Raw genomic sequence first — 26940 nt, forward strand, 5'->3', positions numbered from 1 at the left:
GTTGCGGCTAGGCCCGGGGGCTTCAGTCGCCCGGTTGGCTGTGGACGTAGACGAAGAACAGGTCCTTCCAGTTCTCCGGCGTCGTCTTCATGGTGCCGATGCGCTTGAGGAACTGCACGAAGGTCATGAACTTCTGTGGGGTGAGGGTGTAGGTCGTCCCCGGGTCGTTCAGCAGTTCGAGGATCTCCGCCTTCGACGTGTTTTTGCTGTTGGACATCTCCAAGTAGATTTCCGCCGCGTGCTCCTTGTTGTTGCGAATGAACGCCTGGGCGTCGTCGAGCGACTTCACCAGCGCCTCCACGGCCTTGGGATTGTCCTCGCCGAACTTCGTAGTGGTGAAGAGCAGGTTGAAGGTCGAGGGCCCGCCCATCACCTCTTCGGACGTGAGGATAGTGCGGACGCCCGGCGTCTTGACCTCCATGTTTTGATAGGGCGGAGAGGTGAAGTGCGCCGTGATCTCGGTCTTGCCGGAGAGCAGCGTGTTCATGCCGTCGGGGTGGGAGAGGGAGACGGTCAGCGGATCGAACTTGGCATATTCCGCATCCCCATAGGCCTTCGCCGCGGCCATCTGGAGAAGGATGGCGGGGGTGGAGGTCTTCACCGCCGTCACCGCGATGCGGTCCTTCTCGGTGAGGTCGCGCACCGACTTGACGTTGGGGTCGCGCGTGTTGAGCCACATGGACTGGCTGAGCAGCGGAGCGATGCCCTTGATCTCGTTCCTGGTGCCCTTGGTGCGCGCCCAGAAGATCAGGAAGCCCGGGGGACCGTTGGTGATCACATCGAGGTTGCCGGAGATCAGAGCCTCGTTGGCCGCCGTGTTGTTGCCGAGCGTCATGTAGACTGGCTTGGTGGCGATGCCGAGCTCCGCCGCTCGCTTCTCGTATAGCTTCTGGTTCTCCATGATCATCAGCGGCAGGTAGGCAAGCCCGTACTGCTTGGCGATGCGGATTTCACCTGTCTCCGCCGTTGCAACGGACGACGCCATTGCAAGGCCGGCCGCAACAGCCAGCCCAATTCCAAGTCGAGATGTCATAAGCATGCGAGTTCCCCTTTGTTTTTTGAGTTGCACGCCTTGAGAGTTTCTTCCCCTGTTCCGAGTTTGTTTTCTGTTTCTTGTTGCCGGAAGTGGCCGAGTGTTCGTATTTTTATTCTGGATATTGAGCGGCTATGGCATCGATCTCGACCAGATAGCCATAGTGCAGCTCTGGCACCGGCACGACCGAGCGCGCCGGGCGGGCGCCGCCGAGAACTTCGGCATAGATGCGGTTGAAGGCCGGCCAGTTCTCGCCGCCGACGATATAGGCCGAGACCTTCAGGATCCGGTCCGGCCCGGAGCCCGCCGCGGCCAGGATGGCGGTGAGGTTGGCGAGCACGCGGCGCAATTGGGTGTCGAACGGCGCCGCCGGGTCGTGGGGGCTGCCGATGACGGTGGGAAGCTGGCCTGAGACATAGACGACGCCGCCATGGACGATGGCCTGCGAATAATGCCCGCCCGGAGCCGGGGCATCCCGGGACAGGATCGGAATCAGGTCGTCTGGGGTGGGGGACATGGCGGTCACCATCCTCTGAAGCGGGGCCAGTAGCCGTGCGTGCGGTCGGAGCCTTCGCGCACCACCACATATCCATCGTGCTGGGCGGCGGTGGCGCAGGCGTGGTTGGGCAGGATGCGCAGCTTGGCGCCGATGGGCAGGTCGGGGATCGGCGCTTCGCTGCCGGGACGGCGCGAAATGATGCCGTGCTCCTGGTTGGCGGCGATCATGATGAGGTCGGGGAAGGGCCGCCCGTCCGGGCCGCAGACCAGGCCGTAGCCCTGGTTCACGGCCTGGGACGCCGTGCCGAGGTCGCGCGACATGGCCATCCAGCCGGCGTCCACGATGATCCAGTCCCGATCCTTGCGGTGGCCGATGACGGTGGTGAGTACCGACAGGGCGATGTCTTCGGGCGTGCAGACGCCGACGCCGGCCTGCACAAGATCGAAGAACATGAAGACGCCCGCCCGCACCTCCGTGACGCCGGTGAAGTCCCGGCCATACAAGGCGGTGGGGGTGGCGCCTACGCTCACTACAGGGCAGAGGAGGCCCGCCGCCCGCAGCGTCTCGGCCGCCTGCTCCGCTGCCGCCCGCTCCCGTTCGGCGCTGGCCTCGTATTCGGCCACAGTGCGGTCGCCATAGCTGCCACCGGCATGGGTGAGCACGCCGCGCAGCGCGCCGGCCGCATGGAGGAGCCGGCCGATGGCGACAATCTCCTCGCCTTCATCCGGCGTGAGGCCGGAGCGGTGGCCGTCGCAATCGATCTCGATCAGAGTGGGGAGCGGCGTTCCTTCCGCCGAGGCGGCTGCGATGGCGGCGGCCTGCGCGCGCGAATCCGCCACAATGGCGATATCGATGCCGGCGCGCCGCAAGGCGGCCACGCGCGGGAGCTTCGCCGGGGCGATGCCCACGGCGTAGATCATGTCCGTCACGCCGGCGCGCGCGAACACCTCCGCCTCCTTGAGGGTGGAGACGGTGGCGGGGCCGGAAGGGAGCGTGAGGACGCGCCGCGTCACCTCAAGGGATTTCGCGGTCTTCAGGTGCGGCCGGAAGGCGACGCCAAGCGTGGCGAGGCGCCGGCTCATGCGCGCGATGTTCGCGTCGAGCCGGCCTTCATCCAGTAGAAGGCAGGGCGTGTCGAGAGCGTCGACGCGGTCCGGCGGGTCAATGGAATGATCGGCGAGGTCCTGGAGCATTCGGCTTTCTCGCATATGCCTGGGGTCGGGGAGCCCATTTGGCTCCAATGGCGCATGAGGGTCCATCTCCGGCGCCTAGATCGCGCCGCGAGCCGACACCGGCCAGATGTCCACCAGCCGGTCGCCACGCACCACGTGGTACACGTCGTAGAGGTTGACGGTGGGGTCGCAGTGGGGCGGCACCACCTCGATGGCGGCACCGACCGGCAGGCAGTCCTCTGGGCGCTTGAAGCCGAGGCGGCCGTGCTCGTCGCCCATAAAGCCGTAGCTGGCCGTGAGCGCGGCGCCCTGGGCCACCCGCGGCATGGCACCGCCCATGGAGAAGCGCTTCGTGCCCGCGTCCGTGGTGACGAAACCCGTGTGGTTGGCGCTCACTACTGTGGTGCGCACGAACAGCGCGGGATCGAACGGCCGTGCTGTGTCCCGTCGCAGGGCGACCGCGTCATACTCCACATCGGTGAAGACGTAGCTGCCGGCCTGCATCTCAGTGAAGGTGCCGGAGCGGGCGTCGATCTCGTGGGTTCCGGTTCCCGCACCGCTCACCACAGGCGGCGGAAGGCCCGCATCCCGGAGCAGGGAAAGGAGCAGGGCAATGGTCTCGTGGACCCTGGCGGCGCCCTGGAGCCGCGCCTCATAGTCCTCCACATGCTGCAGCCCGCCTGCATAGGCGTGGACCCCGGCGAAGACCAGCGGCCCGGACCGGACGATCTGCTGGGCCAGGCCCAGGGCATCCGCCGGCGTCGCCGTACCGATGCGATGGAGGCCCACATCGAGCGCGACCACAACATTCAGCGCCACGCCTTCCGCCGCCGCGGCGTTCGCCAGCGCGGCCACGTTCTCCGGGGCGTCGGCGACGATCATCAAATCCGGCGCGAGGTGGGCGAGGGCCATGAAGCGGCGGATCTTCGTCGGCCCCACGGCGGGCGAAGTGACGAGGAGGCCGGTGATGCCGCCTTCGACCATAGCCTCCGCCTCGCCGATCGTGGCGGTGCAGATGCCCACCGCGCCGGCGGCGAGTTGGAGACGGGCGATGTCCACGGACTTATGGGTCTTGGCGTGGGGGCGCAGCGCGATGCCGTTGGCGCGGCACCAACCGGCCATGTGCCCCACATTGCGCTCCAGGGCGTCGAGGTCGACCAGCAGGGTCGGCGTCTGCAACTGCTCCCGCGAGTGGGGCTGCCCGATCAGGCCGGCATTCGGCCCGAGGCGCCACGAGGGACGCCCCGGGCCGCTCACCGGAGGCGTGTCAGGGCTTCGCCCCCGATCGAGGCCTGCGAGTTGGGCTTTACTCATGCCGCACCCTGGTCCTTGTAGTCGTCGACCATGAGGCCGCTGATGCGCAGGGTCTGCCAATAGGATTTGTCGGCGTAGTGGACGATGGTGCATTCCGGGCTGCGGGCTAGCACCTCGCCCTCATAGGAATGGCCGAGTGCGATCTGCGCCACCTCGTCCGGCAGGCCGACGGTGAGGCAGACATGCATGCCGTAGGGCGGGTGGCGGAAGATCGGCCAACCGGCCTTGCTCGGCTGCGCCTTGCGGCGGGCCTGCTTCACCGGGTCGTATTCGTAGGGCTTGCCCACGTCATGGCACAGCGCGCCGGCCACCAGGATGTCGCGGTCCACCGGCAACTCGGGAAATTGCTGCTTCAGCGCATGGGCGATCTGGATGGCGATGGCGGCGACGCCCCGCAGGTGGTCCGCCTGGGTGCCGCGGATCAGCCGGTCGGTGTTCCACATGCCCGAGGCACGCAGGTCGCTGATGCAGGTGAAGGAGGTATGGGCGATGGCCACCGCCCAGGCTTCCACCACCTGGTCTCGCAGGGTGTCGCTGCGGATTTCATCGAGCTCCGGCTGGAGCTCCTTGCGGATAGTCGCGCGAAGTTTGTCGGAGACTTCGTTCTGGGCGAGGTCGCTCACGGCATTGGATTTCATCGGCTCTCTTCTTCACTGCCTGAAATGTTGATGATGAAACAAGCTCGGGCGGAACTGGAAGCACCGGCTCCCGAGAGGCACCGATGCACCCCGGAGATATTGCAGACGTGCGGGTGTATCGGTTCCGGGTCGGGCGGTTTTGTCGCCGAGGATGGAATCGAATACATTTTGTTCATGCAGATTCTCTTGGGAGAATATGCGTCTATTGCCGGAAACGAGGGCTCCGGCGCTGTTCAAGTCTCTGGATTATCGTTTTCAATGGCTCTTTTTGGCCACTGACTATTGAAGTGTAGACACAAAAAATATCAAATCTAATTTGAATAATTGAGGTGATGAGATAGGAAAATACAATCGATGCGATTCACCCTCGCGCAGCTTGAAGCGTTCTACTGGGTCGCCAAGCAGGGCACCGTGCGGGATGCCGCCCTGCATCTGAACCTCTCCCAGCCATCGGTCTCGCTCAGAATCCGCGAGCTGGAAACCGCACTCGCCACCACGCTGTTCGAGCGCTCGCGAAGCGGGATGCGGCTTACCGACGACGGCACGGAGTTGATGGAGCGCGCCTTCCTCATGCTGGGCGAGGCGGAGCGCATCCGCAACCTCGCGAAATCCGAAGAGCCAGTGCGCGGGACGCTGAGGATCGGCATGCCCGAGGTATTCGCCGTGCGCTGCCTGCCCGCCTTGCTGGCCAGCCTCGGGGTGGCGCACCCCTATCTGCGGGTGGAACTGCACATCTCCACCAGCGCCGAACTGGTGGAGGACGTGAAGGAGCGGCGCATCGACCTCGGCTTCGTCATCGATCCGGTAAAGGCGTTGCACCTCCACATGGTGCCGCTGGGCTACCTGGAACGCCGCTGGGTGGGCGGGCTGAAAGCCGGCGTGAAGCAGCCCCTGATGGCGGAAGAGATCCGCGACATGCCCATCCTCACGATCCCGCCACGCGGCTCGCCGGAGACCACGGTGACCCGGTGGTTCCAGAGCGGGGGCGCGGAGCCCACCCGGCTTATCCCCTGCAACAGCGTCTATGTGATCGCCCAGCTCATCAAGCGCGGCATCGGCATCGGCATCCTGCCGCTGCCGCTGATCGAGGCGGAGAATGCCGACGGCAAGCTGTGCGTTCTGGAGGCGCACCCGCCGGTCGCCAGCTCGATGATGTATGCGGCCTATCGGCTGGAGGCGACCAGCACAAACATCACCGCCCTCATCCGCCTAACCAAGCGCGCCCTGAGCGAGACCCGCTTCCTTGTGCCCCTGTGACGGGGTCGAGGCTGAAAGCGTGATGATTTGCCGTCGCAGCGATTGACATCCTGGATCCTGGATACTTAAAATCAGAGTATCGTTTTTCGGCTTGTTGGCCATCATGTTAGCTGCCACCAAAATTTGCACGGGCGCGGACCTGGACGTGCGCTACGTCTCGGCCTCTGGCGCAACGTTCCCCGTCGCGGAGCCGCTCTGGCGCGCGCCCGATGGTGGACCGCTCGGCCTGTCGCCGGGTACTGGCCTGTCCCGCTCCGACATCGCGCCGCAGGAGAATTCCCTCTGGCGCTATGCCTCCGCGATCCGCGTGGATGCCGCGCACCGTGTCACGCTGGGCGAAGGCTTCACGCCCCTGGTCGCCGCCCGCTTCGGCGGCCGCGACGTGCACATGAAGCTCGAATTCATGGCGCCCACCGGGTCGTTCAAGGATCGGGGCATGACGGTGCTCATGACCTACCTGCGCAGCGCCGGCGTCACCCGCATCCTCGAGGATTCCTCGGGCAATGCGGGGGCCTCGATGGCGGCCTATGCGGCGGCCTGCGGCATGGATTGCCGTATCCTCGTCCCGGCCTCGGCCCCGTCCGGCAAACTGGTGCAGATGCGCGCCATGGGTGCCGAAGTGGTGCCGGTTTCCGGCACCCGCCAGGACGTCGCAGACCGGGCGCTCCGCGAGGCCGAGGAAATTTTCTACTCCAGCCACAACTGGCAGCCCTTCTTCATCGAAGGCACCAAGACACTGGCCTTCGAGCTGTGGGAGCAATGCGGCTTCGCGGTTCCCGATACGGTGGTCGTCCCGCTGGGCTATGGCAGCAATGTGCTCGGCCTGCGCATCGGCTTCGAGGAGCTGATGCGGCGGGGCGAGATCGACCGCATTCCGCGCATCTTCGGCGTGCAGGCGTCCAACTGCTCCGCCTTCGGCGCGGCGGAGGATGCGGGCGTCGACCATGCCGTGCATTTCCAGCCCCGGCCGACGGTGGCGGGTGGGATCGCCTCGCAGAAGCCGGTCCGCGTGTCGGAGGTCCTGTCCGCCATGCGCGACAGCGGCGGCGGGCTGGTACGGGTGTCGGAAGAGGAGATCGCTGCCGGGCTGCATGGCCTCCTGGCGGGGGGACTGTTCGTGGAGCCGACCTCGGCTGCCGGTGCTGCCGGGCTCCAAAAGCTCCAGATGCAAGGCCGCATAGGTCCCGAAGAGACCGTGGTGCTGGTGCTCACCGGCAGCGGCCTCAAGGCGACACAGGATATCGAGGACCTAATGGCGGCACCGCCGCGCTAACTTCCGGAGAGCAGTCATGGCGACGAAGCTGGCCCTTGCAACCGCACCGCTCGATGACAGCGAAGGGCTCAGCGCCCGCCTCTGCGCGGAAGTCGCCAGCTGGCGCTACGAAGACCTGCCCGAGGATGTGGTCCGCACCGTCAAGCTGTTCCTGGTGGACACGTTCGGCGTGATCGCCGGAGCCGCGCAAGCGCCGGGCATCGCCGAGGTGCGCGGGCGCTTCACACGTTGGGAGAAGGACGGCAGCGCGACCGTACTCATCGGCAAGAACCGCATGTCCCCGCCGCACGCCGCCCTCGTGAACGGTGCTGCCGCCCATGCGCTCGACTTCGATGACATCCACGACCCGGCGCGCGTCCACACCTTCTGCGTGATGCTTCCCGCCATGCTCGCGGCGGCGGAGGACATTGGTAATATTGACGGCAAGCGCTTCATCCTTGCTCTGGCCATCGGCGGCGAACTACATGCGCGTCTCGGGCTGGCTGCCTACAATTGCCTCGGCAAGGGCTGGCACCCCACCATGACCCTAGGGGCGCTCGCGGGGTCGCTCGGGGTCGGCAGCCTGCTCGGCCTGGACGAGCATGGTATGCTGAACGCCCTCGGCCTCGCCTTGCACCAGGCCAGTGGCACGGCGCAGCCCATGCTCGACGGCGTGCTTGCGAAACGCCTCGGGGCCGGCATCGCCGCGCGCGGCGCAGTCACCGCCGGCTTTCTGGCCAACGACGGCGTCACCGGCTCGTTCCGCCCCCTGGAAGGGGATGCGGGGCTATTCCCGTTCCTGGAGCGCGGCGAAGTCCGCCTCGGCGAGCTGATGGGCGGGCTGCGCGAGGAATGGCGGCTGCGGGATTATTCCTTCAAGCCGTTCCCCTGCTGCCGCTGCACCCACACGGCCATCGGCCTCGGCTTCGAGCTGCGCCGGCTTGGCGTGACACCGCAGGAGGTGGCTTCGGTGGAGATCGCTCTCGGCAAGGTTAATTACCAGACTGTCGGCCAGCCCTATGAGGCGAAGCGCGATTCCGTGGTCCATGCCCAGTTCAGCGTCGCCTATACGTTCGCGCGGGCGCTCACCGATGGCAAGGTGGACCTCTCCACCTTCACCCGCTCCAACATCACCGAACCGGGCATCGCCGCGCTCGCAGAGAAGGTCACGGCCATCATCGACCAGGGGGAGGCGGCCACCGACATGGCGCCGGCCCGCGTCACCGTCACCCGCACCGATGGCAGCGTGCTCACCGTAGCGAGCCGGCTCATTCCAGGCAGCCCTGACGCGCCCATGAGCGAGGCGGACATCGTCGCCAAGTTCGAGGGCTGCGCCGCGTCCGGCCTCGGGCTGGATGTGCAGCGGGCCCGTCCCTTCGCCGAGCGACTGCTGGCGCTGGAGGATATGCCGGACGTTTCGGCGCTGGCGCGCGATTTCCCGAACTGAACTTCACGTCTCACGGATTGGAGGACGACATGTACGGCTGGCGCGGACGGATCGGGCTTCTGGTGCCCTCCATCAACAACACCATGGAACCGGAATTCTGGCGCATCGCGCCGGAAGGCGTCTCGGTGAGCACGGCGCGTATCGCCGGCGGGCGCCACGGGACGCCGGAGGAACTGCGGGGGATGGAGAAGGAATCCCGGGCCGCCGCCGCGCGCGTCGCCAAGACCGAGCCCAACGTGGTTGTCTATGGCTGCACCTCCGGCAGCTTCTTCGAGGGCCCGGAGTGGAACCGCATGATCTGCGACGAGCTCACCAAGATCACCGGCGCCCCCACCGTCACTACGGCGGGCGCGATGGCGGAGTGCCTGACGCGCCACGGCCACACCAAGGTGGACGTGGTGACGCCCTACGTCGAGCTGACAAACGAGCGGCTGAAGCAGTTCCTGCGCTCCTTCGGCGTCGAGGTCACGAGCCTCGCCACCTTCGACATGCTGGACATGTTCGACCACGCGAAGATCCGTCCGGACGAGATCTATCGCAGGGTGAAGGAGACGGTAACCGAGGATTCCACCGCGGTGTTCGTGGCCTGCACGCAGCTGCGCGCTCTGGAAGTGGTGGACATGCTGGAGCGCGACCTCGGCAAGCCGGTCTATTCCGCCAACCAGGCGAGTGCGTGGATGGCCTATGAGGCGCTTGGAATTGATCCGGGCATCACCAATTGCGGCAGCCTGCTGCGTTCGCTCTCCGACAACCGCCGTGCGGCACCACGCCCATTGCGGCAGATTGCGTGACGAGCAGGAGTGACGCATACCGTGTCGAAGATTGCGGCAGTCCAGATTCGCTCTGGTAAAGATCGGCGGTGCGATCAGGGGTGTTCTCCCGGACATCCTGTTGCCCGCACCTCGGGCCCGTTGGAGGACGGCGCGCCGGGGCGTCTGGAGCGGCGGAAAAGGCTTTGATGGCAAGGTGGCATGCCGGCTGCCCCTTGTGTCTGTCAGGGGAATGAGCGCCACATGCCCAGCCTGGTCCGAACCGAGCCTCTGTACGATCAGATCTACGAGATCCTGTGGGAGAAGATTCTCGCCCTGGAAATCCTTGCAGGCGCGCGCCTGCGGGACGTCGAATGGGCTGAAAAGCTGGAGGTCAGCCGGACCCCAGTGCGCGAGGCGCTACGCAAGCTCCAGAAGGACGGCATTCTTGAGCCAATCGGTCACGGCCGCTATGTGCTGAAGCGCATCAGCCCCACCGAGCTGCGGGCGCTCTACCGCTGCCGCGCGGTGCTGGAGGCCCTGGCAGTGCAGGATCTGAAGGGCCACCTGAAGTCCCGTGATCTCGCCGCCCTCACGACCCTGGTGGACAAGACCCAGGTGGCCATCGATGAGAGCGACTTCCGCAGCGCGTTCCAGCTCAACACCGAGTTCCACCAGCGCCTGACGACGCTGAGCGGCAACACCTATCTGCTGCTGCTGCTGGAGAACATCCGGCGGCTGATCCTGTTCGCCCGCTCCACGCTGCGTACACTGATCGAGCAGAGCGACAGCCTGAGCGGCATGTATGCCGAGCATCTTGGCCGCAGCCAGTCTTATCACGTGGCGATCCTCGACGGGCTGAAAGCCGGGGATTACGAGGGCGCGGCCCGGTCCATGGAACAGCATCTGTTCCAGACCGCGGAGGACATGAGCATCCTCTTCGAGCGCGCGACGCAGGCGGTGCCGGCCGTCGCGGCTGGTGCCTGAGGGACGGGCTCAGGTCCGCGAACCGCTGTCTCGGTTCGCCCTTGCGTTGTTTCGCTCTTCCCGCGGTTACGTTTTTGGTGATCTCGCAGTCATCGTCCCCTGGTCAGGCCTGGGGATGACGACGGCTGTCCTGGTTGCGGGCGTGCGCGCTTTCAGCGCTGCATTCCCCATTTTTGGACGGTTCTGGCCTCGATTGACCTGAAGATGATGGATTCGACGAAGAGGCCGATGAGGATGACGGTGAGGAGGCCGGCGAAGACCTTTGGGGTGTCGAGCTCGGAGCGGGCCTCGAAGATGTACCATCCAAGGCCGCCGGAGCGGGATGAGACGCCGAATACGAGCTCTGCGGCAACCAGGGTGCGCCAGGCGAAGGCCCAGCCGATCTTGAGGCCGGCGAGGATGGCGGGGAAGGCGGCGGGGATGAGGATAAGGGCGACGTAGCGTACCCCCTTCAGGCCGTAATTGCGGCCGGACAGGCGCAGGGTCTCGGGGACCGAGCGGAAGCCGGTGAGGGTGGAGAGCGAGACCGCCCAGAGCACCGAGTGGATGATGACGAAGACCAGGGAGGGGATGCCGAGGCCGAACCAGATGAGGGCGAGGGGCAGGACGGCGATGGCGGGGAGCGGGTTGAACATGGCGGTGAGGGTTGTGAGGATGTCGGCGCCGATGCGGGAGGATACGGCGAGCGATGTGAGGATCGCGGCGAGGACGATGCCGCCGAGATAGCCGAGCGCGAGGGGATAGAGCGAGGTGCGGGTGCGGTCGATGAGGGTGCCGTCGAGGAGGTCGCGGAGGAAGGTCTCGAGGGTGAGGCTGAAGGTGGGGAAGAGGAGGGGGTTGTCGGCCCACCGTGCATAGACCTCCCAGACCACGATGAGGAGGAGGAGGACACCGGCGCGGCGGACGGCGTCGTTGTTGGCGAGGCGTTCGGGGAGGGAGAGGCGGCGCTGGACCTCGCCGATGCCGCTGGCGTCGGCGAGGGTGCACTCGAAGTCGGCGCGGGGGCGGGGCAGGGGGGCCTTGGGCTTGGCCGCTGCGGTGGAGGTGTTGCCGGGGAAGGTCTGGGTGATGGCCATGGATGGTCCCTCAGCTTGCGGCGGCGGCGAGATGGCGTGCGGAGCCGGCGGCGGGGGCGTGGTGCGGCTCCTCCTCGAACAGGAGGGCGTGGATGCGCTTGGAGAGGGCGCCGAAGGCCGGGCTGTCGACATCGGCATAGGAGAGGGCGCCGGCCTCGAGCTCGGCGCGGACGCGCCCGGGATGGGGGGAGAGGATGAGGATGCGGGAGCCGACGACGATGGCTTCCTCGATGGAGTGGGTGACGAACAGGACGGTGAAGTGGAGCTGGTCCCAGAGGGCGAGGAGCTCTTCCTGCATCTTGCGCCGGGTGAGGGCGTCGAGGGCGGCGAAGGGCTCGTCCATGAGGAGGACGTCGGGCTCGAGGGCCATGGCGCGTGCGATGGCGACGCGCATCTTCATGCCGCCGGAGAGCATGTGGGGGTAGACGTCCTTGAACTTGGTGAGGTTGACCTTGTCGATGGCGGCGAGCGCGCGGTCGCGGGTCTCGGACTTCCAGTATTTCCCTGCGGCCTGCATGGGGAACATGACGTTCTGGAGGACGGTCTTCCAGGGCATGAGCTGCTCGAACTCCTGGAACACCATCATGCGGTCGGGCCCGGGTTCGCGGACCTCGCGGCCGTTGACGACGATGGATCCGGCGACCGGGCGGATGAAGCCGCCGACGGCTTTGAGGAGTGTGGACTTGCCGCATCCCGACGGTCCGAGGATGACATAGCGGTCACCCTGCTCGACGGTGCAGGAGACCTTGTAGGTGGCGGTCACCAGATGGTCCGGCGTCTTGTACTGCAGCGTCACGTCGCGAACTTGCACAAGGGCGTCAGAAGACAAAGCCGGCATCGCGGAATCCTTCCATGAGCGTCGGGACGGGCGAGGCCAAAGCCTCGCCCGATGCGGGTTCAGTCACCTGGAAGGTTCTGAACATACTCAAAGAACGGCTCGTTCCAGGTTGCGGGGATCACCTTCAGGGAGCCCACGGTCTTCAGAAACTCCGCATACTTCATCATCTTCTGCGGCGTCATCGTATAGATGGTGCCAGGATCGCTCAGGAGCGCAACGATATCTTCCTTCTTGGCGCCGCCCTCCTTCGAAACGGAGAGGTAGATGTCGGCAGCCTTGCCCTTGTCTTCGTTGATGAGCTTCTGGGCATCGCCGAGGGCCTGGACGAACGCCTGCATGGTCTTCGGATTCTCTTCCTTGAACTTCACCGTGCTGAACAGGATGGACCAGGTGGAGGGCCCGCCCATCACGTCCTCGGAGGTAAGCACGGTGTGGATGCCGGGGCTTTTCGCCTCGACGTTCTGGAATGGCGGCGAAGTGAAGTGCGCCGTGATCTCGGTCTTGCCCGACAGCAGGGCGCTCATGCCATCGGGATGGGGCAGGGAGACGGTGAGGGGATCGAGCTTGTTGTACTGGCTCTGCCCCCATTCCTTCGCCGCAGCCATCTGCAGGATGATGGCGGGAATGGAGATCTTCACCGCCGAAAGCGCAATGCGGTCCTTCTCGGTGAAGTCCTTGATGGTCTTCACGTCGGGATTGCGCGTGTTGAGCCAGCTCGACTGACTGAGAAGGGATGCGATGCCCTTGATCTCGGAGGGCGTGCCCTTGGTCTTGGACCACACGGTGAGGAAGCCGGGCGGCCCGTTGGTGACCACGTTCACGTTGCCGGAGATGAGCGCTTCGTTCACCGCCGTATTGTTGCCGAGCGTCATGTAGACCGGCTTGGTGGTGATGCCGAGCTCGGCCGCGCGCTTCTCGTACAGCTTCTCCTTCTCCATCACCATGAGCGGAAGGAAGGCGAGCCCGTACTGCTTGACGATGCGGATCTCGTCGGTCTCCGCGTATGCCGGATGGGCCACGGAGGCGAGGCATGCAGCAGAAACGAGCAGCGAACAGCCGAGACGTTGTGCGATCCTGAACATCCTGTCTTCCCCTCTTTTTTGTGAGACTGGAGTCGAATGTGCGGTGGTCTCCCTAGGTGCCGGCTCCGACATTCGCCGGGCGGCGGCTCTTGCTGGCCATGAAATCCCGTGCGACCTCGACCACCCGGTCCACGTCGTCTTCGTTGTTGTAGAGATGCAGCGACAGGCGGAGCATGCCGCGGCGAATGGTGTGGCGTACATGCGCCGCGTTGAGCCGCGCATTGAGCGCAAGCAACATCTCGTCGCCGACGGAATCGTGCTCCTCGCTCAGGCTCTCGCCGATGGCGACGATATGAGCACGGTCGGCGCAGGATGGGCCGCCGAACACCGGCACACCCACGGCGCATAGGCCTTCCGCGAGCCGCTGGGCGAGGCTGCAGACCCGCGCCTCGATGGCCCGCGTGCCGAGCGCGGCGATCTCTTCCAGTGACTGGCGCACGGCGACCGCGCCGACGAAGTTGAAATTACCGACGTCGAAGCGACGGGCGCCCAGAGCGTAGCCGAAGGCGTCCGGGTCCCCCGAGGCGGCCTCATGCTCGGCTGCGATGTGCACTCCGGCCCGGGACAGATAGACCGGCGCCAGCGTGTCAGCGAGTGCGCGCCGCACATAGAGAAAGCCTGAGCCGTAGAGCCCTAGAAGACCTTTCTGGGTGGAGGCGGCAAAGCCGTCCACACCCAGCGCCTCGACATCCGTGTGCAGGATTCCCGCCGACTGCGCAGCGTCCACCAGCACCCGCACGCCGAGCGGACGGCAATGGCGCGACAGCTCGGATACCGGGAACCGGAAGCCGGGGGCGAAGGAGACGGTGGAGACGGTGACGAGCCGGGTCCTGGCGTCGATGGCATCGATCACCTGGTCCAGCGGCACGCGCCCGCCCACCGGGCGTACCACCTTCACCTCGACGCCGCGCTGCAAGGCGAGGTTCTGCCACGGGAAGATGTTGGCCGGGTGCTCCAGCGCCTGGCACACCACCACATTCTCGCCGGCCTGCCAGGGCAGGGCGGTGCCGAAGGCGTTGATGCCCTCGGAGATGTTCTTGGTGAGGCTGATCTCATCGACACTCGCGCCGATCAGTTCGGCGAAGCGCAGGCGGCTGTCCTCGGCCAGCGAGAACATCCAGGCCTTGTCGCCCCCCTCGCTCATGCGGTGGTCGAGATAGGCGTCGATGGCGCCGCGCACACCCACCGATATGAGGCCGCGGGCCGCCACGTCCAGATAGGCATAGCGTTCGGTGCCGGGATAGGCAGGACGGCGCGCCGCGAAGATTTCGGCCGTAGCAAGCTTGCTCATGCTGCATCCTCTGTATCCAGCACGGCACCTGCGGCAGGGGACGGGGAGACGCGGTCCTCGCGGATGTCCTTGTCCATCAGGGTGCTCGGGCGGTGTGCCGGCGGCCCGTAGCCGCCGCCGCCCGGCGTGCGGATGGAAAGCACAGAGTGAGGCGGCAGGGCGACGTCGGCTTCCGCCGCGCCGAGAATGCGCTCGCGCGGCGTGCCGGGATCGAGCACGAACACCCCGAGGCCGCCATGGGCTCCGCCGGCAAGGCCGGGCGCGGGTACGCTCTGCCGCTCGGCGGAAAGGCTCACCGTAATGCCTTCAGCGAGGGCGCGGTATTCACGGATCACGCCGGCTCCGCCGCGCCGTTCTCCCGGCCCGCCCGAGCCGTCTCGGATGGCATAACGCTCGATCCGGAGCGGATAGGCGTGCTCCAGCGCCTCGACCGGCAGGTTGGAGGCGCCGGAAGCGTGGACGCGCACCGCATCGATGCCGTCCCGGTTCGGCCGCGCACCCATGCCGCCCGCAATGGTCTCGTAGTTTACGAAGTAGCCGTCATTCCTCGGGTCTGGCCCCGCGAAGACGGCGAGATGATGCGGCCCGCTGCCGGCGATGGCGCGCTCTGGCATGGCCTGCGACAAAGCGAGGGCGATCACGTCGCCCAGGACACCCGCGCTGATGGAGCGGCAGCCGACCGGTGCGGGCGCCACAGGCTGCACCACTGTACCTTGCGGCGCACTGATGGTGATCGTGTCGAAATATCCGGCATTGGCCGGAACGTCGGGGTCGAGAAGGCTCTTGGCCACGGTATAGACCGTGGCGATGAGCGCCTGGTGCGGAATGTTCCGGGCCCAACTCAATTGGGGCGCCGAGCCCGCGAAGTCGAGCGCCATGCGCTCACCCTCGATGGTGAGCTTCAGCGCGATGCGCGCGGTCTCGCCCGGAGCATCGCCGTCGAGGAAGTCCTCCATGAGGTAGACGCCCGGCTTGATGCGGCCGATGGCGGCGGCGAAGCGGCGACGGGTAAAGTCCACATAGGCCTCGATGGCGGGCTCGGTGTCATCGCCGTAGCGAGCGAACAGGCCCTCCATGGCCCGGATGCCCGTGACGTTGGAGGCGAACTGTGCGCGCAGGTCGCCGTTGCGCTCGTCGGCGGTGCGGGAATTGAGGAGGATGATGTCGAAGACGTCGCGGTTGATCTCCCCGCCGCGCATGATGCGCACCGGCGGGATGCGCAGTCCCTCCTGGAAGATGGAGCGGCACACGGCCGCCTCGCTGCCCGGCACCATGCCGCCCACGTCCGCGTGGTGGGCGATGTTCGCCACATAGGCGACGATGTGCCCGCGCCAGAACACCGGCGCGATGATGTTGATGTCCGGCAGGTGCGAGCCCCCGCCGGAATAGGGATCGTTCGCCACGAACATGTCGCCGGGGGTGATCTCTTCCACCGGGAAGCGGGCCGTCACGGCGTGCACGGCCCCGATCATGGAGCCGAGATGAATAGGCACCCGCTGGGCCTGGGCGATCACCCGGCCCTTCGCGTCGAACACCGCGGTGGAGCAGTCGGCGCGCTCCTTGATGTTCGGCGAGAACGAGGTGCGGATCAGGGTTGCTGCCATCTCCTCGGCGATGGAGAGGAGGTGGCGGGAGACGACCTCGGCCGTGATGGAATCCACGCGCTTCATGGTCATTGCATCAGTCCTTCCGAAGCGGTGGGAATCTCGATCATGAGGTTGCCGGCGCTGTCCACATCCACCGTGGCGCCCGGCGGGACGACGGTGGTGGTGTCCATCTGCTCGACGATTGCGGGGCCCTGGAAGCGGGTCTCCGCCGGCACGCGGTCGCGATCATAGACCGGGGTGGGCGCGAAGCCGGCGCCGAAGAACCATACGTCCCGCTCGTCGATCACTGCGTCGCGAAGCGCGCCGCGCGGCACGTGTGCGTTGAGGGGGGGAATTGGCCGCTGGACGGTCACCGCGAGGCGCAGGTTGACGATCTCCACTGGCCGGTCCGGCATGGCATACCCGTAGGCGGCCGCGTGGGCGGCATGGAAGCGTGCCACCACGGAGGCCAGCGTCTCGTCATCGAGGCGGCCGGTGGGAAGGATCGCGGGCAGCTCGAAGTTCTGGCCGAAATAGCGCAGGTCCCCCTGCCATTCGAACAGTGCCGGCGCGCCCGCGGCCTCCTGCTCCAGCCAGGCGGCGCCACGCCGCTCCAGCTCGCCGAGGCCGGCATTGAGCACGCCGATGGAGGACGGGTGGGCCAGGACGAGGCGCGTGAGGCTGAAATCGCCCCGCGCGTCCGCATGCAGCAGCCCCATGGCCGAGAGCAGGCCCGGCCGCTGCGGCACGAACACCCGCGGCATGCCCATCATCACTGCCACATCCGCCGCATGCAGCGGGCCGGCGCCGCCGAACGGCATCAGTGCAAAGTCACGTGGATCCTCCCCGCGCTCCACAGAGATGACCCGCACCGCGCCCATCATATTGACGTTGACGATCTCGATGATGCCCGAGGCTGCCCGTACGAGGTCCATGCCGAGCCGCTCGCACAGATGGGTCTCGATGGCCTTGCGCCCGAGCTCGGGGAACACCTCCATGCGGCCCTGGAGAAGTGCCTTCTGGTTCAGGCGGCCGAGCACCATGTTGGCGTCCGTGACGGTGGGGCGCTCGCCGCCCTTGCCGTAGGCGGCAGGGCCGGGCATGGCGCCGGCACTCTGCGGCCCGACCTTCAGGAGCCCGCCGGGATCGACCCAGGCGATCGAGCCGCCCCCGGCGCCGATGGTGTGGATGTCGAGGGTGCGGGTGCGCACCGGGAAGCCGCCCATCTCGCGGACGTTGTGCTTGGCGGGGACGCCGTTGCGGATCAGCGCCACGTCGGTCGAGGTGCCGCCCATGTCGAAGGTGATGATGTCCTTCACGTCCACGGCGGCGCCGAGGCCCACCGCGCCGATCACCCCGCCGGCCGGGCCGGAGAAGAAGGTGTTGATGGGCGCGCGTCGCACCGCAGCCGGGGAAACTGCCCCGCCATTGGACTGCATGATGGTGGGCGGTGCGCTGATGCCGAGCGCCGCCACGCCGCGCTCGAACCGCTCGAGGTAGCGGTCGATTACCGGCAGCAGGCTGGCATTCACCGTAGAGGTGGCGAAGCGCTCATACTCGCGGAATTCCGCCAGGATGTCGGAGGAGGTGCAGACGAACGCGTCCGGCCATATCTCGCGCACGATCTCGGCTGCACGGCGCTCATGGGTCTGGTTGGCATAGGCGTGCAGGAAGCAGATGGAGATGGCCTGGGCGCCGCGCGCCTTCAGCTGGGTGACGGCGGTGCGCACCGTCGCCTCGTCCAGAGGGGTCACGACGGCACCATCGGGCGCGATCCGTTCGGCCACCTCAATGCGCAGGTCGCGGCTGGACGGTGGCGCAGGTTTCTCCAGATCAAGGTTGAAGAAACTGGGGCGCCGCTGGCGCGCGAGCTCGATCACATCCCGGAAGCCGTCCGTCGTGATCATACCGGTGCGCACCCATTTGCGCTCCAGCACTGCGTTGGTGGCGAGGGTCGTGCCGTGGCAGACGAGCGCCAACTCCGACGGGTCAAGCTCAGCGAGACGGAGGATTTCCTCCATGCCGCCGAGGATGCCGCGGGAAGCGTCTTCGGGCGTGGTCGGGGTTTTATGCAGCCACTGGGCGCCGCTTTCCACGTCGACCAGCACAAGGTCTGTGAAGGTTCCGCCGGTGTCGATCCCGAGCCACGCTTTGTGCTGCACGTCCGGCCTCCATTATTGGATACTGGACCCTGTATAACGTGGCGACGAACAAATGGTCAATGTGTGATCGTTGTCAGGTGCTGCCTGGAAATTGTGCGTTGCACGACGCAAGATGGCGCCTTGCAACAAAAAAATGGCGCGCAGCAGCGCGCCGCGCGGGCGGGCCAAAATTTCGCCGGCTCTGCAAGAATGGCGGTCGTGGCGCCTATTCGGGCTTTGGTTGCGGTGGATACTTGCGAGTGGCTTCCGACCGGCCTCGGAGCACATCTGCCAGCGCTTCTGCTGCTGGCTCGATGTCCGCTGCAGCGATGTCGAGGTGGGTGACCGCGCGCATCAGTTGGGGGCCTTCCAGGGACATGCGGATGCCGCGCGTGCGAAGCCCGTCCAGTGCATTCGGGGCGGTGCAGCCAGTTGAGCCGATGTCGATGAAGACGATGTTCGTCTCCAATTGCGGGAAAGCGAGGCGCACGCCAGGAATCTGTGAGACCAGACCCCCGAGGCGCCGGGCATTGCTATGGTCTTGTGCCAAGCGGGCAACGTTGTGGTCGAGCGCGTAGAGGCAGGCGGCGGAGAGGATGCCAGATTGGCGCATAGCGCCACCCAGCCTGTGCTTCCAGGTCCAGGCTTCGGCAATAAAGTCGCGGGGGCCCGCGAGCACCGCACCGACCGGGCAGCCGAGGCCCTTCGAGAAATCGAGCCAAACGCTGTCGCAGGGGCGGCCGAAATCCTGCGCAGCCACGTTCGACGCCACCACCGCGTTGAGGAGCCGCGCGCCGTCCATGTGTACGGCGAGGCCGTTCTCATGGGCGCGCTTGGCCACGTCCTCCACCAGGGCGAGGGGCCAGACCGCGCCGCCGCCCCGGTTGGAGGTCTGCTCGATCACCACGACGCGGCTGCGCGGTGCGCGCGGGCGGGCGGGGCGGATGACGCGGACCATCGCATCCCCGTCGAAGATGCCTTCGGGCGCCTCGATGGGACGCACGAAGGCGCCCGCCAGCGCGGCGGCGCCGGCGCCTTCCGAGCCGTAGATATGCGCTTGCTGCGCGGCGATGATCTCGTCGCCTGGCCGACAATGGACCAGTAAGGCGATCTGGTTGCACATGGTGCCGGAGGGCAGGAAGACGGCGCTCTCCTGGCCGAGCAATTCGGCGGTTCGCTCCTCCAAAGTGCGAGTGGTGGGATCCTCGCCCATCTGCTCGTCGCCGAGCGGTGCACGCATCATCGTCTGGAGCATCTCCGGCGAGGGGCGTGTGGAGGTGTCGCTGCCAAGGTCGATCCTGATGGCCGAAATGCCAGCGCCCCGTGTCATCGCATTTCCAATCGAGATGTCATGTGTGAACTTTGTTCTAAGAAAAAGTCCGGCCCGCTGTAACGGCCAGATCAGACGCCGAGCACGCGGGCGACGCAAGGGGGAGGAGAGCTCTTAGGATTGGCCGGCACCCGGCTCTGCGCCCGGTTGCGCGCCAGCCGCCTGAGCTGGAGCCTGGCACTGTCGAAGGCCCAGATCGATAAACAGCTGTGCTTCCTACCCGCGTGCCTCGACAACTGAGTGGACGGGAATAACCCGGTTCGTGTGATAGAGGCTTTTGTCGATGCCTTGGACTGTCTGGTCCCGACTTTGGCGGCGCGATGCCGGCGCGCACGGGGCGGCAGGCCTCGCGCGATGGAGTGCTTTTAAGCTGGCCGCTGGTAGGCGGCGGATGGGAAACTGCCCGTCTACGCATCTCGCACCCGGTTCATCCGAAGTCGCTCCTCGGGCATTTCGACCTAGGCTCAGGACTCCTTAATCAAAGTCAGGAGATCACTGTGGCTGCGATGGCAAGGAGGTTGGCACCGGCAATGACACCTATGCCCAGAGCGCCACGGCCTTAGACTTGGCCTGCGGTGGCGACGATGAGGTCCGCGCCAGCCTCAACCCCCTCTCCATGGCCAGCTGGCTCAACGTGGGTGCCTCACCTTCACCCGCGCCTTCCCCGGCTCCCGCAACGCCGGCGGCAACATCATCGCCGGCGGTACTGGCAACGACATCCTCACGGTGGCACGGGCGCCGACCATGTATAGGCGCGCCTGGCCGGCGCATAGATCGCGCCATCCGAAAGATCATCGCAGTTGATCTCATCGTCGGCATGCCGGACGTGGGTCGAGCATGGCTGCGAAGCGCATTGCCCTCCGGCACAAATTCAGACAAGGAGGGGGCTGGAAGTTACGGTGGGGAAAAAATGGCGAGAGATGCCACAGCGGTCTCATCGGAAGACGCAGAGGTCGCAACCAGAGTCCTTCATTCGGCGATTAACACGAAGGGACTTCCGACGAAGGAGGCAGTCGCGGCGTGGCTCGAAAGCATCGGCCTCTTTTATGATGTGCGCATCCTGAAGAAAGTTGATGATCGCTTCTTCTTTTATGCCGATGCCTCGCATCTCTGTGAAACTGTTCTCACGCGGTATCAGTGTGCGGTTGATAATTACTATGATCGCTCACGTGCCAGAATTGGCCGAGATGGTCTCGACCATGTGACACTGCAGTTCTGCATCAGCGGAAGCAATGGCCGGCGTGAGGGGGGAGCGCACGAACAGGCCGGCGCCGGTGATCTGCTGATCGCAGATCTAGCACAGGCTCAGGCGATGACCGCATCCAACCTGGACAGCTACAACCTCACTGCGCCGCGCCGCCTGCTCGCCCCTCTCCTTAAGGCACCCGACGAGCAAAACCTGCGCGTCATTTCAGGCAAGGCGCCGCTCACCGCCTTGCTCCGGAACCACGTCGAGAACCTGCATCGAGAAGCACCACGCATGAGCCGTGAGGAGGCCGAAGCTGTCATCCGACCGACTCTGGAGCTGGCTGCGGCCGCCATTAATATGGAGGTGACGGAAGAGAGCACTGCTTCAGTTCAATTGGTGTTGACCTGGCAGATCCGCCGCTACATCGACAGCCACATAACAGATCATGGACTGTCGGCTGAGGCAATTGCTGCTGCGTTTGGTATCTCGACGCGCCGGCTTTACCACCTCTTCGAGCCCTATGGCGGGGTGTCCGCTTATGTGACCAGCGGAAGATTGCACCGCGCACGGGAGATGCTGACTGATCCGAGCCAGCAGGGATGGAGCATTGCGGACATCGCGTCGCACTGTGGCTTCGCCTATCGCACCAACTTTGCCCGCGCTTTTCGCAACTTGTTTGGTGTGACACCGCGAGAGGTTCGTGCGCACGCGGCGGAGGGACGCGTCGCAATCGACCGGCACGCGCGCGGACCCAGTATGTGGCATTGGATTCGCCAGCTCCGGTGATCCGCGGCATGTCCGGATGCCGCCACGAGATCCGGTGATGACGGGCTGCCGCTCCTCGGGCGGAGCGGGCAGGTTGCAGCTATAGATACGAATTCAGCACCCTAAGATACATCTGGCACCGCCCCGCTTCATTTCCTTGCAAGCTCACCTGCGGCCCACGCACAAGCTTCTCAAGGGGCTGCCCTGAGGAGTGTCACCACGCGCGCACCGCGAGTGTCGACACGCCTTGGATTTCGCCTCTCGCGTGGCATTGTCGAGGGCGTATTCATGGCGCGGGTAAGCTGGGGTTTCCAGGGGGTGAAGCGTGACGTGGCCCGCAGGGCGCTGGTCAAAGGCGCTGCCGGGCCGGACCTCCGGCGGTTCTGCGGCAGGCCGCGCCTTGGCGCCTTGCTCCTCGCCACAAGTGCCTTGGTCGCGATTGCGCCGGCCGCGCAGGGGCAGACCGCCTGGACCGGCCAGAATTCGGACAACTGGTTCGATAACGGCAATTGGACCGCTGGCATGCCATCCATGGGCGTGGATGCGGCGATAAACAACACGCCCACGGATACGCCGGTCATTGCCGGGCTGGGCGCCATCGCGAACGATCTCACGCTCGGGACGACATCCAACGGCACTCTGTATGTCCAGGGCGGCGGCTCCCTGCTCACGGACGTCGGTTATATCGGTGCCAATGCGGGCGTGAACGGCGGGCTCGCCGTTGTCGGCCCGAACTCCCTGTGGACCACCAGAAACTTGTTCGTCGGCGATCAGGGCAATGGCCAGCTGGTCATCGCCTTTGGCGGTGCGGTGGAGGGCGATAACGAGGCCTATGTGGGATATGCCGGAACAGGCACCGGGCTCGTCACCGTTACGGGCCCGAACTCCACCTGGACGGTCACAGACCTTGTGACCCTCGGCCACCAGGGCATAGGCACCCTGGAAATCAGCGATGGCGGTGCCGTCATGTTCCAGAGCCTGATGCTCGGCACGGAGGTGGGCGCGGAGGGGATCCTCAACATTACCGGGGCGAGCTCGACCCTGGATGTCTCCGGGATCCTTCTTGAGATCGGTCGTCAAGGCAGCGGCACGGTGACAGTGTCCGACGGCGCGACCGTCACGGCCGTGACCACCGTTCTCGCGCGGGAAGTCGGGAGCACGGGCAGCCTCGCCCTCTCCGGTGGATCCTCATGGACCACCACGGCCTCCGTCTTCATCGCCGATGCTGGCGCCGGCGAGCTTCTGATTCAGTCGGGCGCCTTGCTGGACGTGAACAGCCTGGTATTTGCCGTGGGCACCTCGGGCACAGCAACCGGAACCGTGACGGGAGTGGGATCGCGGATTCAGTCAAACGGAGGCATTTTTGTCGGCGATGCGGGCTCGGCGACGCTGACCGTGGCCGATGGCGCCTCAGTGACGAGCGGTGAAGCAACCGTCGCCAGCAAGCAGCCCTCGACGTCTGTCGTGACTGTCACAGGCGCCGGCACAAGCTGGACGACGGACGACGTCTTCACCGTCGGATCTCGCGGCACCGGCACGCTGAACATCAAGGCTGGCGGTACAGTCAGCGCGGCGACAACCTCACTCGGCGATGCCGCTACGGGCGTCGGCCTCGTCAACGTCGCCGGGACAGGGTCGCGGCTGACTACTATGGGTGAGATGACCATCGGCACGTTTGGCACCGGAGCTCTTTCGGTCTCGGCCGGCGGCACGGTGGCCGCCCAGAGCGTTCATGTGGCCCGCGAGGCCGGCTCCACGGGGAGCATTACGGTCAGTGGCGCCGGCTCGACCCTCGTCAATGGCTCGGATCTCTTCATCGGCTTCAACGGCACCGGCGTGATGTTCGTCCAGGCAGGCGGCGCGGTGAGCGCAAGCAACGGTGTCCTCGGTGCGCACGCAGGCAGCATCGGCGAAGCGACCGTGACGGGTTCCGGCTCCATCTGGGCCGTCGCTTCCGATCTCTATGTGGGCAGCGAGGGAACCGGCGTGCTGACCGCTTCCAACGGCAGCACGGTCACGGTTGGCGGCACGACCCACCTCGCCGCTGCGGCGGGATCCTCCGGAACGCTGAACATCGGCGCGGCCAACGGCCTCGCAGCCGCGGCCCCGGGAGCGTTCACGGTGGGTTCGGTGGCATTTGGAGCGGGAACCGGCACGCTCGTCTTCAACCACACGTCGGACGGCTACCAGTTCGCTTCCGGCATCTCGGGCGCGGGAACCATCCAGGCTCTGTCCGGGACGACGATGCTGAGCGGCAATTCGGCCAACTTCACCGGTACGACCGCCGTCAGCGGCGGCACACTCGTCGTGAGCGGCAGTCTCGGCAACGCGACGACGGGCAACATGACCATTGGTGGTGTCGGTGGTGGCAATCTGTTCGTCGTCGCCGGCGGGACTGTGAACAGCCAGAACGGTTATGTCGGGCAGGCCGCCGGGGAGACCGGCAATGTCGGCGTCAATGGAACCGGCTCTGCTTGGAGCATTGCCGGCAACCTCGCGGTCGGCGGCCAGGGGAGCGGCAGCCTGACCATTGCGAGTGGCGGAAAGGTTGCCGTTAACGGCACAACCACCATCGCATCCACCGCAGGCTCGTCCGGCACGCTGAATATCGGCGCGGCCGCGGGACAGGCAGCAGCTGCGCCTGGCGCCCTCGCCACAGGGTCGCTGGCCTTCGGCCCGGGTGCCGGAACACTTGTCTTCAATCACACATCGGACAGCTACCTGTTTGCGCCGAGCATTAGCGGCTCTGGAGTGGTCGACGTGGTCTCGGGCACGACAGCGCTGGCGGGAAACTCCAGCGGGTTCACTGGACATACATCGGTCAGCTCCGGGACTCTCTTGGTGAGTGGCTCGCTGGGTGGCACCACCGGCGTGCTTTCGGGCGGGACGCTGAAGGGCAACGGGACCGTGGGTCCGACTACCTTGGCGGCCGGCGGCACGATCGCGCCGGGCAAGTCCATCGGCACGCTGACGGTGAATGGTGCTCTGAGCTTTGCATCGGGCTCGACCTATGCGGTGGAGATCAATCCGGCGGGACAGTCGGACTTAATCGTGGTCAATGGCAGCGCGACCCTGAACGGGGCCAATGTCGCGGTGGCCAAGGCACCGGGCAGCTACCTGCCGGGCACGCAGTATGCCATTCTCACGGCGCAAGGCGGGGTCTTCGGCAGCTTCGCGGCACCGACCCAGAACCTGCCCTTCGTCGAACTGGCGCTCTCCTACGATCCGAACGACGTTTATCTGAACGTGGTGCGCAACCAGACTTCGTTCCCCAATGTAGCGGTGACCCCCAACCAGATTTCCACCGCCACGGCGGTGGAAGCCCTTGGCCAGGGCAACGCGGTCTATAATGCCGTGGTCTCGCAAACCACGGCGGCGGGCGCCCAGCAGGCCTTCAATTCGCTCTCGGGGGAAATCTATCCCTCTGCCATGTCGGTGCTGCAGGATGAAAGCCTGTTCCTGCGCCGGGCCGTGCTCGACCGGGCCCGGGTGCCGGTGCAGGCTCCCGCCAGCACCCCGCTGGCTTACGCCACCAAGGCCGGCACCGACGTGCTGGAGGTGCCGGGTACGCCCAACGCCTTCTGGGCCCAGGGGTTTGGCGCCTGGAGCCAGATCGACGGCAACGGCAATGCCGCCACTATCTCCGGCGACACCGCCGGCATCTTCGTAGGCTATGACCGCGCCTTCTCCACGGGGACGAGCGACTGGCGCGTCGGTTTTACGGCCGGCTATTCCTTCTCCAGCTATCAGGTGGATGCTCGCTCCTCCTCCTTCTCCAGCGACAATGCCCATGTGGCCGTTTATGGCGCGACGAATTTCGGCGCGCTCGGCATCAGGCTCGGTGGCGCCTATAGCTGGGCGGACATCAGTGCGAGCCGCAGCGTGGTCTTCCCCGGCTTCTACAACGCGCTCACTGCCGACACCTCGGCCCGCACGGGACAAGTATTCGGCGAGGTGGGGTACGGCCTCTCCTTTGCCGCAGTGAACGTCGAGCCGTTTGTTGGCCTCGCATATGTGAACGTGAACCTCAGCGACTTCACCGAGAACGGCGGCCCTGCGGCGCTCACGGGCTATGGTGGCAGCGAGGGGGTGACCTATTCCACCCTGGGCGCCCGCATGTCCGTGCCATTCGCCTTTGGCACTTTTCCCACGGCCTTCAAGGGGACACTGGCGTGGCAGCATGCGTTCGGCGACACCACGCCCGAGGCGCTGTTCGCGTTCGGGCCGGGGGCCCAGCCGTTCGCGGTCTCGGGTGTTCCCATCGCCGCGGACGCCGCTCTGGTGGAGGCGGGGCTCGACATGGCGTTCACCGCCAACATCTCGCTGGCACTGTTCTATGCCGGGCAGCTCTCCGAGACCGACACCAGCAACATGGTCAAGGGTAGCTTTACGGTCAGTTTCTGAGCAGATTTCGCGGCCTTCGCCCTTATCGGCCTGATGCTTCATCTACTCGCACCAGGCTCAACCCGGCGCTCGCTGATGCAGTGTCGCGCGCCATGGTGATCGATGCGCGGCAGTCGCAGGCGCAGTTTAACGTTCCGGCGGCGCTTGCAAACGGCAACGAGCTCGCGGGTCGGCTGATGGCGCGTTTCGATGCCGGCTTCCGGACCCGCCCCATCGTGGCGAACTGGCGGCGGATTTCGGTATGCCGAACCGCACGCTCTCCTCGCCGCGATGGACTTCCACATCGTTGCTTCTTCCGGCGCTGTCGGTTCTCTTCGTGTCGCCGTCGGCCAGCTCGCCCTTCCGGACAAGGTGGCACTGGAACCCAACACGATCACGCCGGTGAACTTTGGCTTTTGCCCCGTTGTTACCGAGATGCGAAGAAGGGCCGATCCGCGACCGGCCCTGGCACGCTTGCGAAGATCAGTACTCTTCGTCTCCGCCGAAAACGCCTCCACCTTCGTCGGCGGCCGGCTCCGCACTTGGTTCTGCGGCATTTGCTTCCCCACCGCCATCGAACATGCCGGCGATGACGTTGCCCAGCAGCAGGCCGCCGGCAACACCCATGGCGGTCTGGGCGGCGCCCGCGAGGAAGCCGCCGCCGCGGCCTTGCTGCATCATCCCGCCCTGGCCCGGCTGCATGCCGCCCATGGGCGGCACGGGTCCACGCTGGGACTGGTACGGGGAGCCCGTCGAGGACCGGTTGTCGCTCTGCCCGCCGCCGAACAGGCCGGAGAGGAAGCCGCCACCGCCGGCCGGGCGGCGCTCCAGCTCCTCGATGCGGCGCTGGGCCTCCTGGAGCGCGTATTCCTGCACGACTATGGTCTGCGCCATGAAGTAGGGCGCCGCCG

Annotated in this window: 20 protein-coding genes; 7 read left to right on the plus strand and 13 right to left on the minus strand. The window is 66.0% G+C overall.

Annotation, left to right across the window (positions count from 1 at the left end; genetic code table 11):
• Positions 1–22 precede the first annotated feature (22 nt).
• The 5 genes from ABLE91_RS27130 to ABLE91_RS27150 form a co-directional block, all read right to left on the minus strand.
• Positions 23–985 (minus strand): ABC transporter substrate-binding protein, encoded by a 963-nt coding sequence (locus ABLE91_RS27130; RefSeq protein ID WP_348935673.1) that lies wholly within the window; start codon positions 983–985, stop codon positions 23–25.
• Between the two features lie 160 nt (positions 986–1145).
• Positions 1146–1550 carry a RidA family protein gene (locus ABLE91_RS27135; protein WP_348935674.1) on the minus strand — a complete coding sequence of 135 codons (405 nt, stop codon included), beginning with the start codon at positions 1548–1550 and terminating at the stop codon, positions 1146–1148.
• 5 nt (positions 1551–1555) lie between these two features.
• On the minus strand, positions 1556–2725 hold the full coding sequence (locus ABLE91_RS27140; protein ID WP_348935675.1) for an alanine racemase: 1170 nt from the start codon (positions 2723–2725) through the stop codon (positions 1556–1558).
• A gap of 75 nt (positions 2726–2800) precedes the next feature.
• The gene (locus ABLE91_RS27145; protein WP_348935676.1) at positions 2801–4018 is read right to left on the minus strand and encodes a DSD1 family PLP-dependent enzyme; all 1218 of its coding nucleotides are present in this window, start codon (positions 4016–4018) and stop codon (positions 2801–2803) included.
• Positions 4015–4656 (minus strand): HD domain-containing protein, encoded by a 642-nt coding sequence (locus ABLE91_RS27150; RefSeq protein WP_348935677.1) that lies wholly within the window; start codon positions 4654–4656, stop codon positions 4015–4017. The genes ABLE91_RS27145 and ABLE91_RS27150 overlap by 4 nt, the downstream gene beginning before the upstream one ends.
• Before the next feature lie 354 nt (positions 4657–5010).
• Here ABLE91_RS27150 and ABLE91_RS27155 point away from each other — a divergent pair, with 354 nt between their 5' ends.
• From ABLE91_RS27155 to ABLE91_RS27175, 5 genes are all read left to right on the plus strand, one after another.
• Entirely contained in the window at positions 5011–5913 is a 903-nt protein-coding gene (locus ABLE91_RS27155) for a LysR family transcriptional regulator (protein ID WP_348935678.1), read from the plus strand.
• Between the two features lie 103 nt (positions 5914–6016).
• A complete protein-coding gene (locus ABLE91_RS27160; protein ID WP_348935679.1) occupies positions 6017–7186 on the plus strand; it encodes a threonine synthase in 1170 nt (389 codons plus the stop codon).
• A gap of 16 nt (positions 7187–7202) precedes the next feature.
• Positions 7203–8612 (plus strand): MmgE/PrpD family protein, encoded by a 1410-nt coding sequence (locus ABLE91_RS27165; RefSeq protein WP_348935680.1) that lies wholly within the window; start codon positions 7203–7205, stop codon positions 8610–8612.
• Between the two features lie 29 nt (positions 8613–8641).
• Positions 8642–9403 carry a maleate cis-trans isomerase family protein gene (locus tag ABLE91_RS27170; protein ID WP_348935681.1) on the plus strand — a complete coding sequence of 254 codons (762 nt, stop codon included), beginning with the start codon at positions 8642–8644 and terminating at the stop codon, positions 9401–9403.
• Positions 9404–9625: 222 nt separating this feature from the next.
• The gene (locus tag ABLE91_RS27175; RefSeq protein ID WP_348935682.1) at positions 9626–10348 is read left to right on the plus strand and encodes a GntR family transcriptional regulator; all 723 of its coding nucleotides are present in this window, start codon (positions 9626–9628) and stop codon (positions 10346–10348) included.
• 152 nt (positions 10349–10500) lie between these two features.
• On the opposite strand, the gene ABLE91_RS27180 is transcribed toward ABLE91_RS27175, so the two are convergent.
• From ABLE91_RS27180 to ABLE91_RS27210, 7 genes are all read right to left on the minus strand, one after another.
• Complete coding sequence (locus ABLE91_RS27180; RefSeq protein WP_348935671.1) at positions 10501–11424, minus strand: ABC transporter permease; 924 nt, start codon at positions 11422–11424, stop codon at positions 10501–10503.
• A gap of 10 nt (positions 11425–11434) precedes the next feature.
• On the minus strand, positions 11435–12262 hold the full coding sequence (locus tag ABLE91_RS27185) for an ABC transporter ATP-binding protein (protein WP_348935672.1): 828 nt from the start codon (positions 12260–12262) through the stop codon (positions 11435–11437).
• 59 nt (positions 12263–12321) lie between these two features.
• The gene (locus tag ABLE91_RS27190) at positions 12322–13344 is read right to left on the minus strand and encodes an ABC transporter substrate-binding protein (RefSeq protein ID WP_348935683.1); all 1023 of its coding nucleotides are present in this window, start codon (positions 13342–13344) and stop codon (positions 12322–12324) included.
• A gap of 52 nt (positions 13345–13396) precedes the next feature.
• On the minus strand, positions 13397–14635 hold the full coding sequence (locus ABLE91_RS27195; RefSeq protein WP_348935684.1) for an aminotransferase class V-fold PLP-dependent enzyme: 1239 nt from the start codon (positions 14633–14635) through the stop codon (positions 13397–13399).
• Positions 14632–16311, minus strand: coding sequence for a hydantoinase B/oxoprolinase family protein (locus tag ABLE91_RS27200; RefSeq protein ID WP_348935685.1), 1680 nt, complete (start codon positions 16309–16311; stop codon positions 14632–14634). Before ABLE91_RS27200 ends, ABLE91_RS27195 begins: the two co-directional genes overlap by 4 nt.
• Positions 16308–18383 carry a hydantoinase/oxoprolinase family protein gene (locus tag ABLE91_RS27205; protein WP_348935686.1) on the minus strand — a complete coding sequence of 692 codons (2076 nt, stop codon included), beginning with the start codon at positions 18381–18383 and terminating at the stop codon, positions 16308–16310. Before ABLE91_RS27205 ends, ABLE91_RS27200 begins: the two co-directional genes overlap by 4 nt.
• 205 nt (positions 18384–18588) lie before the next feature.
• On the minus strand, positions 18589–19692 hold the full coding sequence (locus ABLE91_RS27210; RefSeq protein ID WP_348935687.1) for a threonine aldolase family protein: 1104 nt from the start codon (positions 19690–19692) through the stop codon (positions 18589–18591).
• Positions 19693–20509: 817 nt separating this feature from the next.
• Between ABLE91_RS27210 and ABLE91_RS27215 the strand changes: the two genes are divergently transcribed.
• Together ABLE91_RS27215 and ABLE91_RS27220 are read left to right on the plus strand one after the other, a co-directional pair.
• Positions 20510–21667, plus strand: a complete 1158-nt coding sequence (locus ABLE91_RS27215) for a helix-turn-helix domain-containing protein (RefSeq protein WP_348935688.1) — start codon at positions 20510–20512, stop codon at positions 21665–21667.
• 267 nt (positions 21668–21934) lie between these two features.
• A complete protein-coding gene (locus ABLE91_RS27220) occupies positions 21935–26050 on the plus strand; it encodes an autotransporter domain-containing protein (protein WP_348935689.1) in 4116 nt (1371 codons plus the stop codon).
• Between the two features lie 462 nt (positions 26051–26512).
• On the opposite strand, the gene ABLE91_RS27225 is transcribed toward ABLE91_RS27220, so the two are convergent.
• A partial coding sequence (locus ABLE91_RS27225) for a DUF2076 domain-containing protein (protein ID WP_348935690.1) occupies positions 26513–26940 on the minus strand: 428 nt, incomplete at its 5' end.

Source organism: Aquabacter albus, from assembly GCF_040049275.1.
Classification (GTDB): Bacteria; Pseudomonadota; Alphaproteobacteria; order Rhizobiales; family Xanthobacteraceae; genus Aquabacter.

Coding starts and splice junctions, on each gene's coding strand:
- ABLE91_RS27195 (WP_348935684.1), bottom strand. CDS start 14,635: ATGAGCAAGCTTGCTACGGCCGAAATCTTCGCGGCGCGCCGTCCTGCC.
- ABLE91_RS27145 (WP_348935676.1), bottom strand. CDS start 4,018: ATGAGTAAAGCCCAACTCGCAGGCCTCGATCGGGGGCGAAGCCCTGAC.
- ABLE91_RS27185 (WP_348935672.1), bottom strand. CDS start 12,262: ATGCCGGCTTTGTCTTCTGACGCCCTTGTGCAAGTTCGCGACGTGACG.
- ABLE91_RS27165 (WP_348935680.1), top strand. CDS start 7,203: ATGGCGACGAAGCTGGCCCTTGCAACCGCACCGCTCGATGACAGCGAA.
- ABLE91_RS27130 (WP_348935673.1), bottom strand. CDS start 985: ATGGCGTCGTCCGTTGCAACGGCGGAGACAGGTGAAATCCGCATCGCC.
- ABLE91_RS27155 (WP_348935678.1), top strand. CDS start 5,011: ATGCGATTCACCCTCGCGCAGCTTGAAGCGTTCTACTGGGTCGCCAAG.
- ABLE91_RS27190 (WP_348935683.1), bottom strand. CDS start 13,344: ATGTTCAGGATCGCACAACGTCTCGGCTGTTCGCTGCTCGTTTCTGCT.
- ABLE91_RS27215 (WP_348935688.1), top strand. CDS start 20,510: ATGCCGGACGTGGGTCGAGCATGGCTGCGAAGCGCATTGCCCTCCGGC.
- ABLE91_RS27135 (WP_348935674.1), bottom strand. CDS start 1,550: ATGTCCCCCACCCCAGACGACCTGATTCCGATCCTGTCCCGGGATGCC.
- ABLE91_RS27200 (WP_348935685.1), bottom strand. CDS start 16,311: ATGACCATGAAGCGCGTGGATTCCATCACGGCCGAGGTCGTCTCCCGC.
- ABLE91_RS27140 (WP_348935675.1), bottom strand. CDS start 2,725: ATGCTCCAGGACCTCGCCGATCATTCCATTGACCCGCCGGACCGCGTC.
- ABLE91_RS27210 (WP_348935687.1), bottom strand. CDS start 19,692: ATGACACGGGGCGCTGGCATTTCGGCCATCAGGATCGACCTTGGCAGC.
- ABLE91_RS27160 (WP_348935679.1), top strand. CDS start 6,017: ATGTTAGCTGCCACCAAAATTTGCACGGGCGCGGACCTGGACGTGCGC.
- ABLE91_RS27175 (WP_348935682.1), top strand. CDS start 9,626: ATGCCCAGCCTGGTCCGAACCGAGCCTCTGTACGATCAGATCTACGAG.
- ABLE91_RS27220 (WP_348935689.1), top strand. CDS start 21,935: ATGGCGCGGGTAAGCTGGGGTTTCCAGGGGGTGAAGCGTGACGTGGCC.
- ABLE91_RS27180 (WP_348935671.1), bottom strand. CDS start 11,424: ATGGCCATCACCCAGACCTTCCCCGGCAACACCTCCACCGCAGCGGCC.
- ABLE91_RS27150 (WP_348935677.1), bottom strand. CDS start 4,656: ATGAAATCCAATGCCGTGAGCGACCTCGCCCAGAACGAAGTCTCCGAC.
- ABLE91_RS27170 (WP_348935681.1), top strand. CDS start 8,642: ATGTACGGCTGGCGCGGACGGATCGGGCTTCTGGTGCCCTCCATCAAC.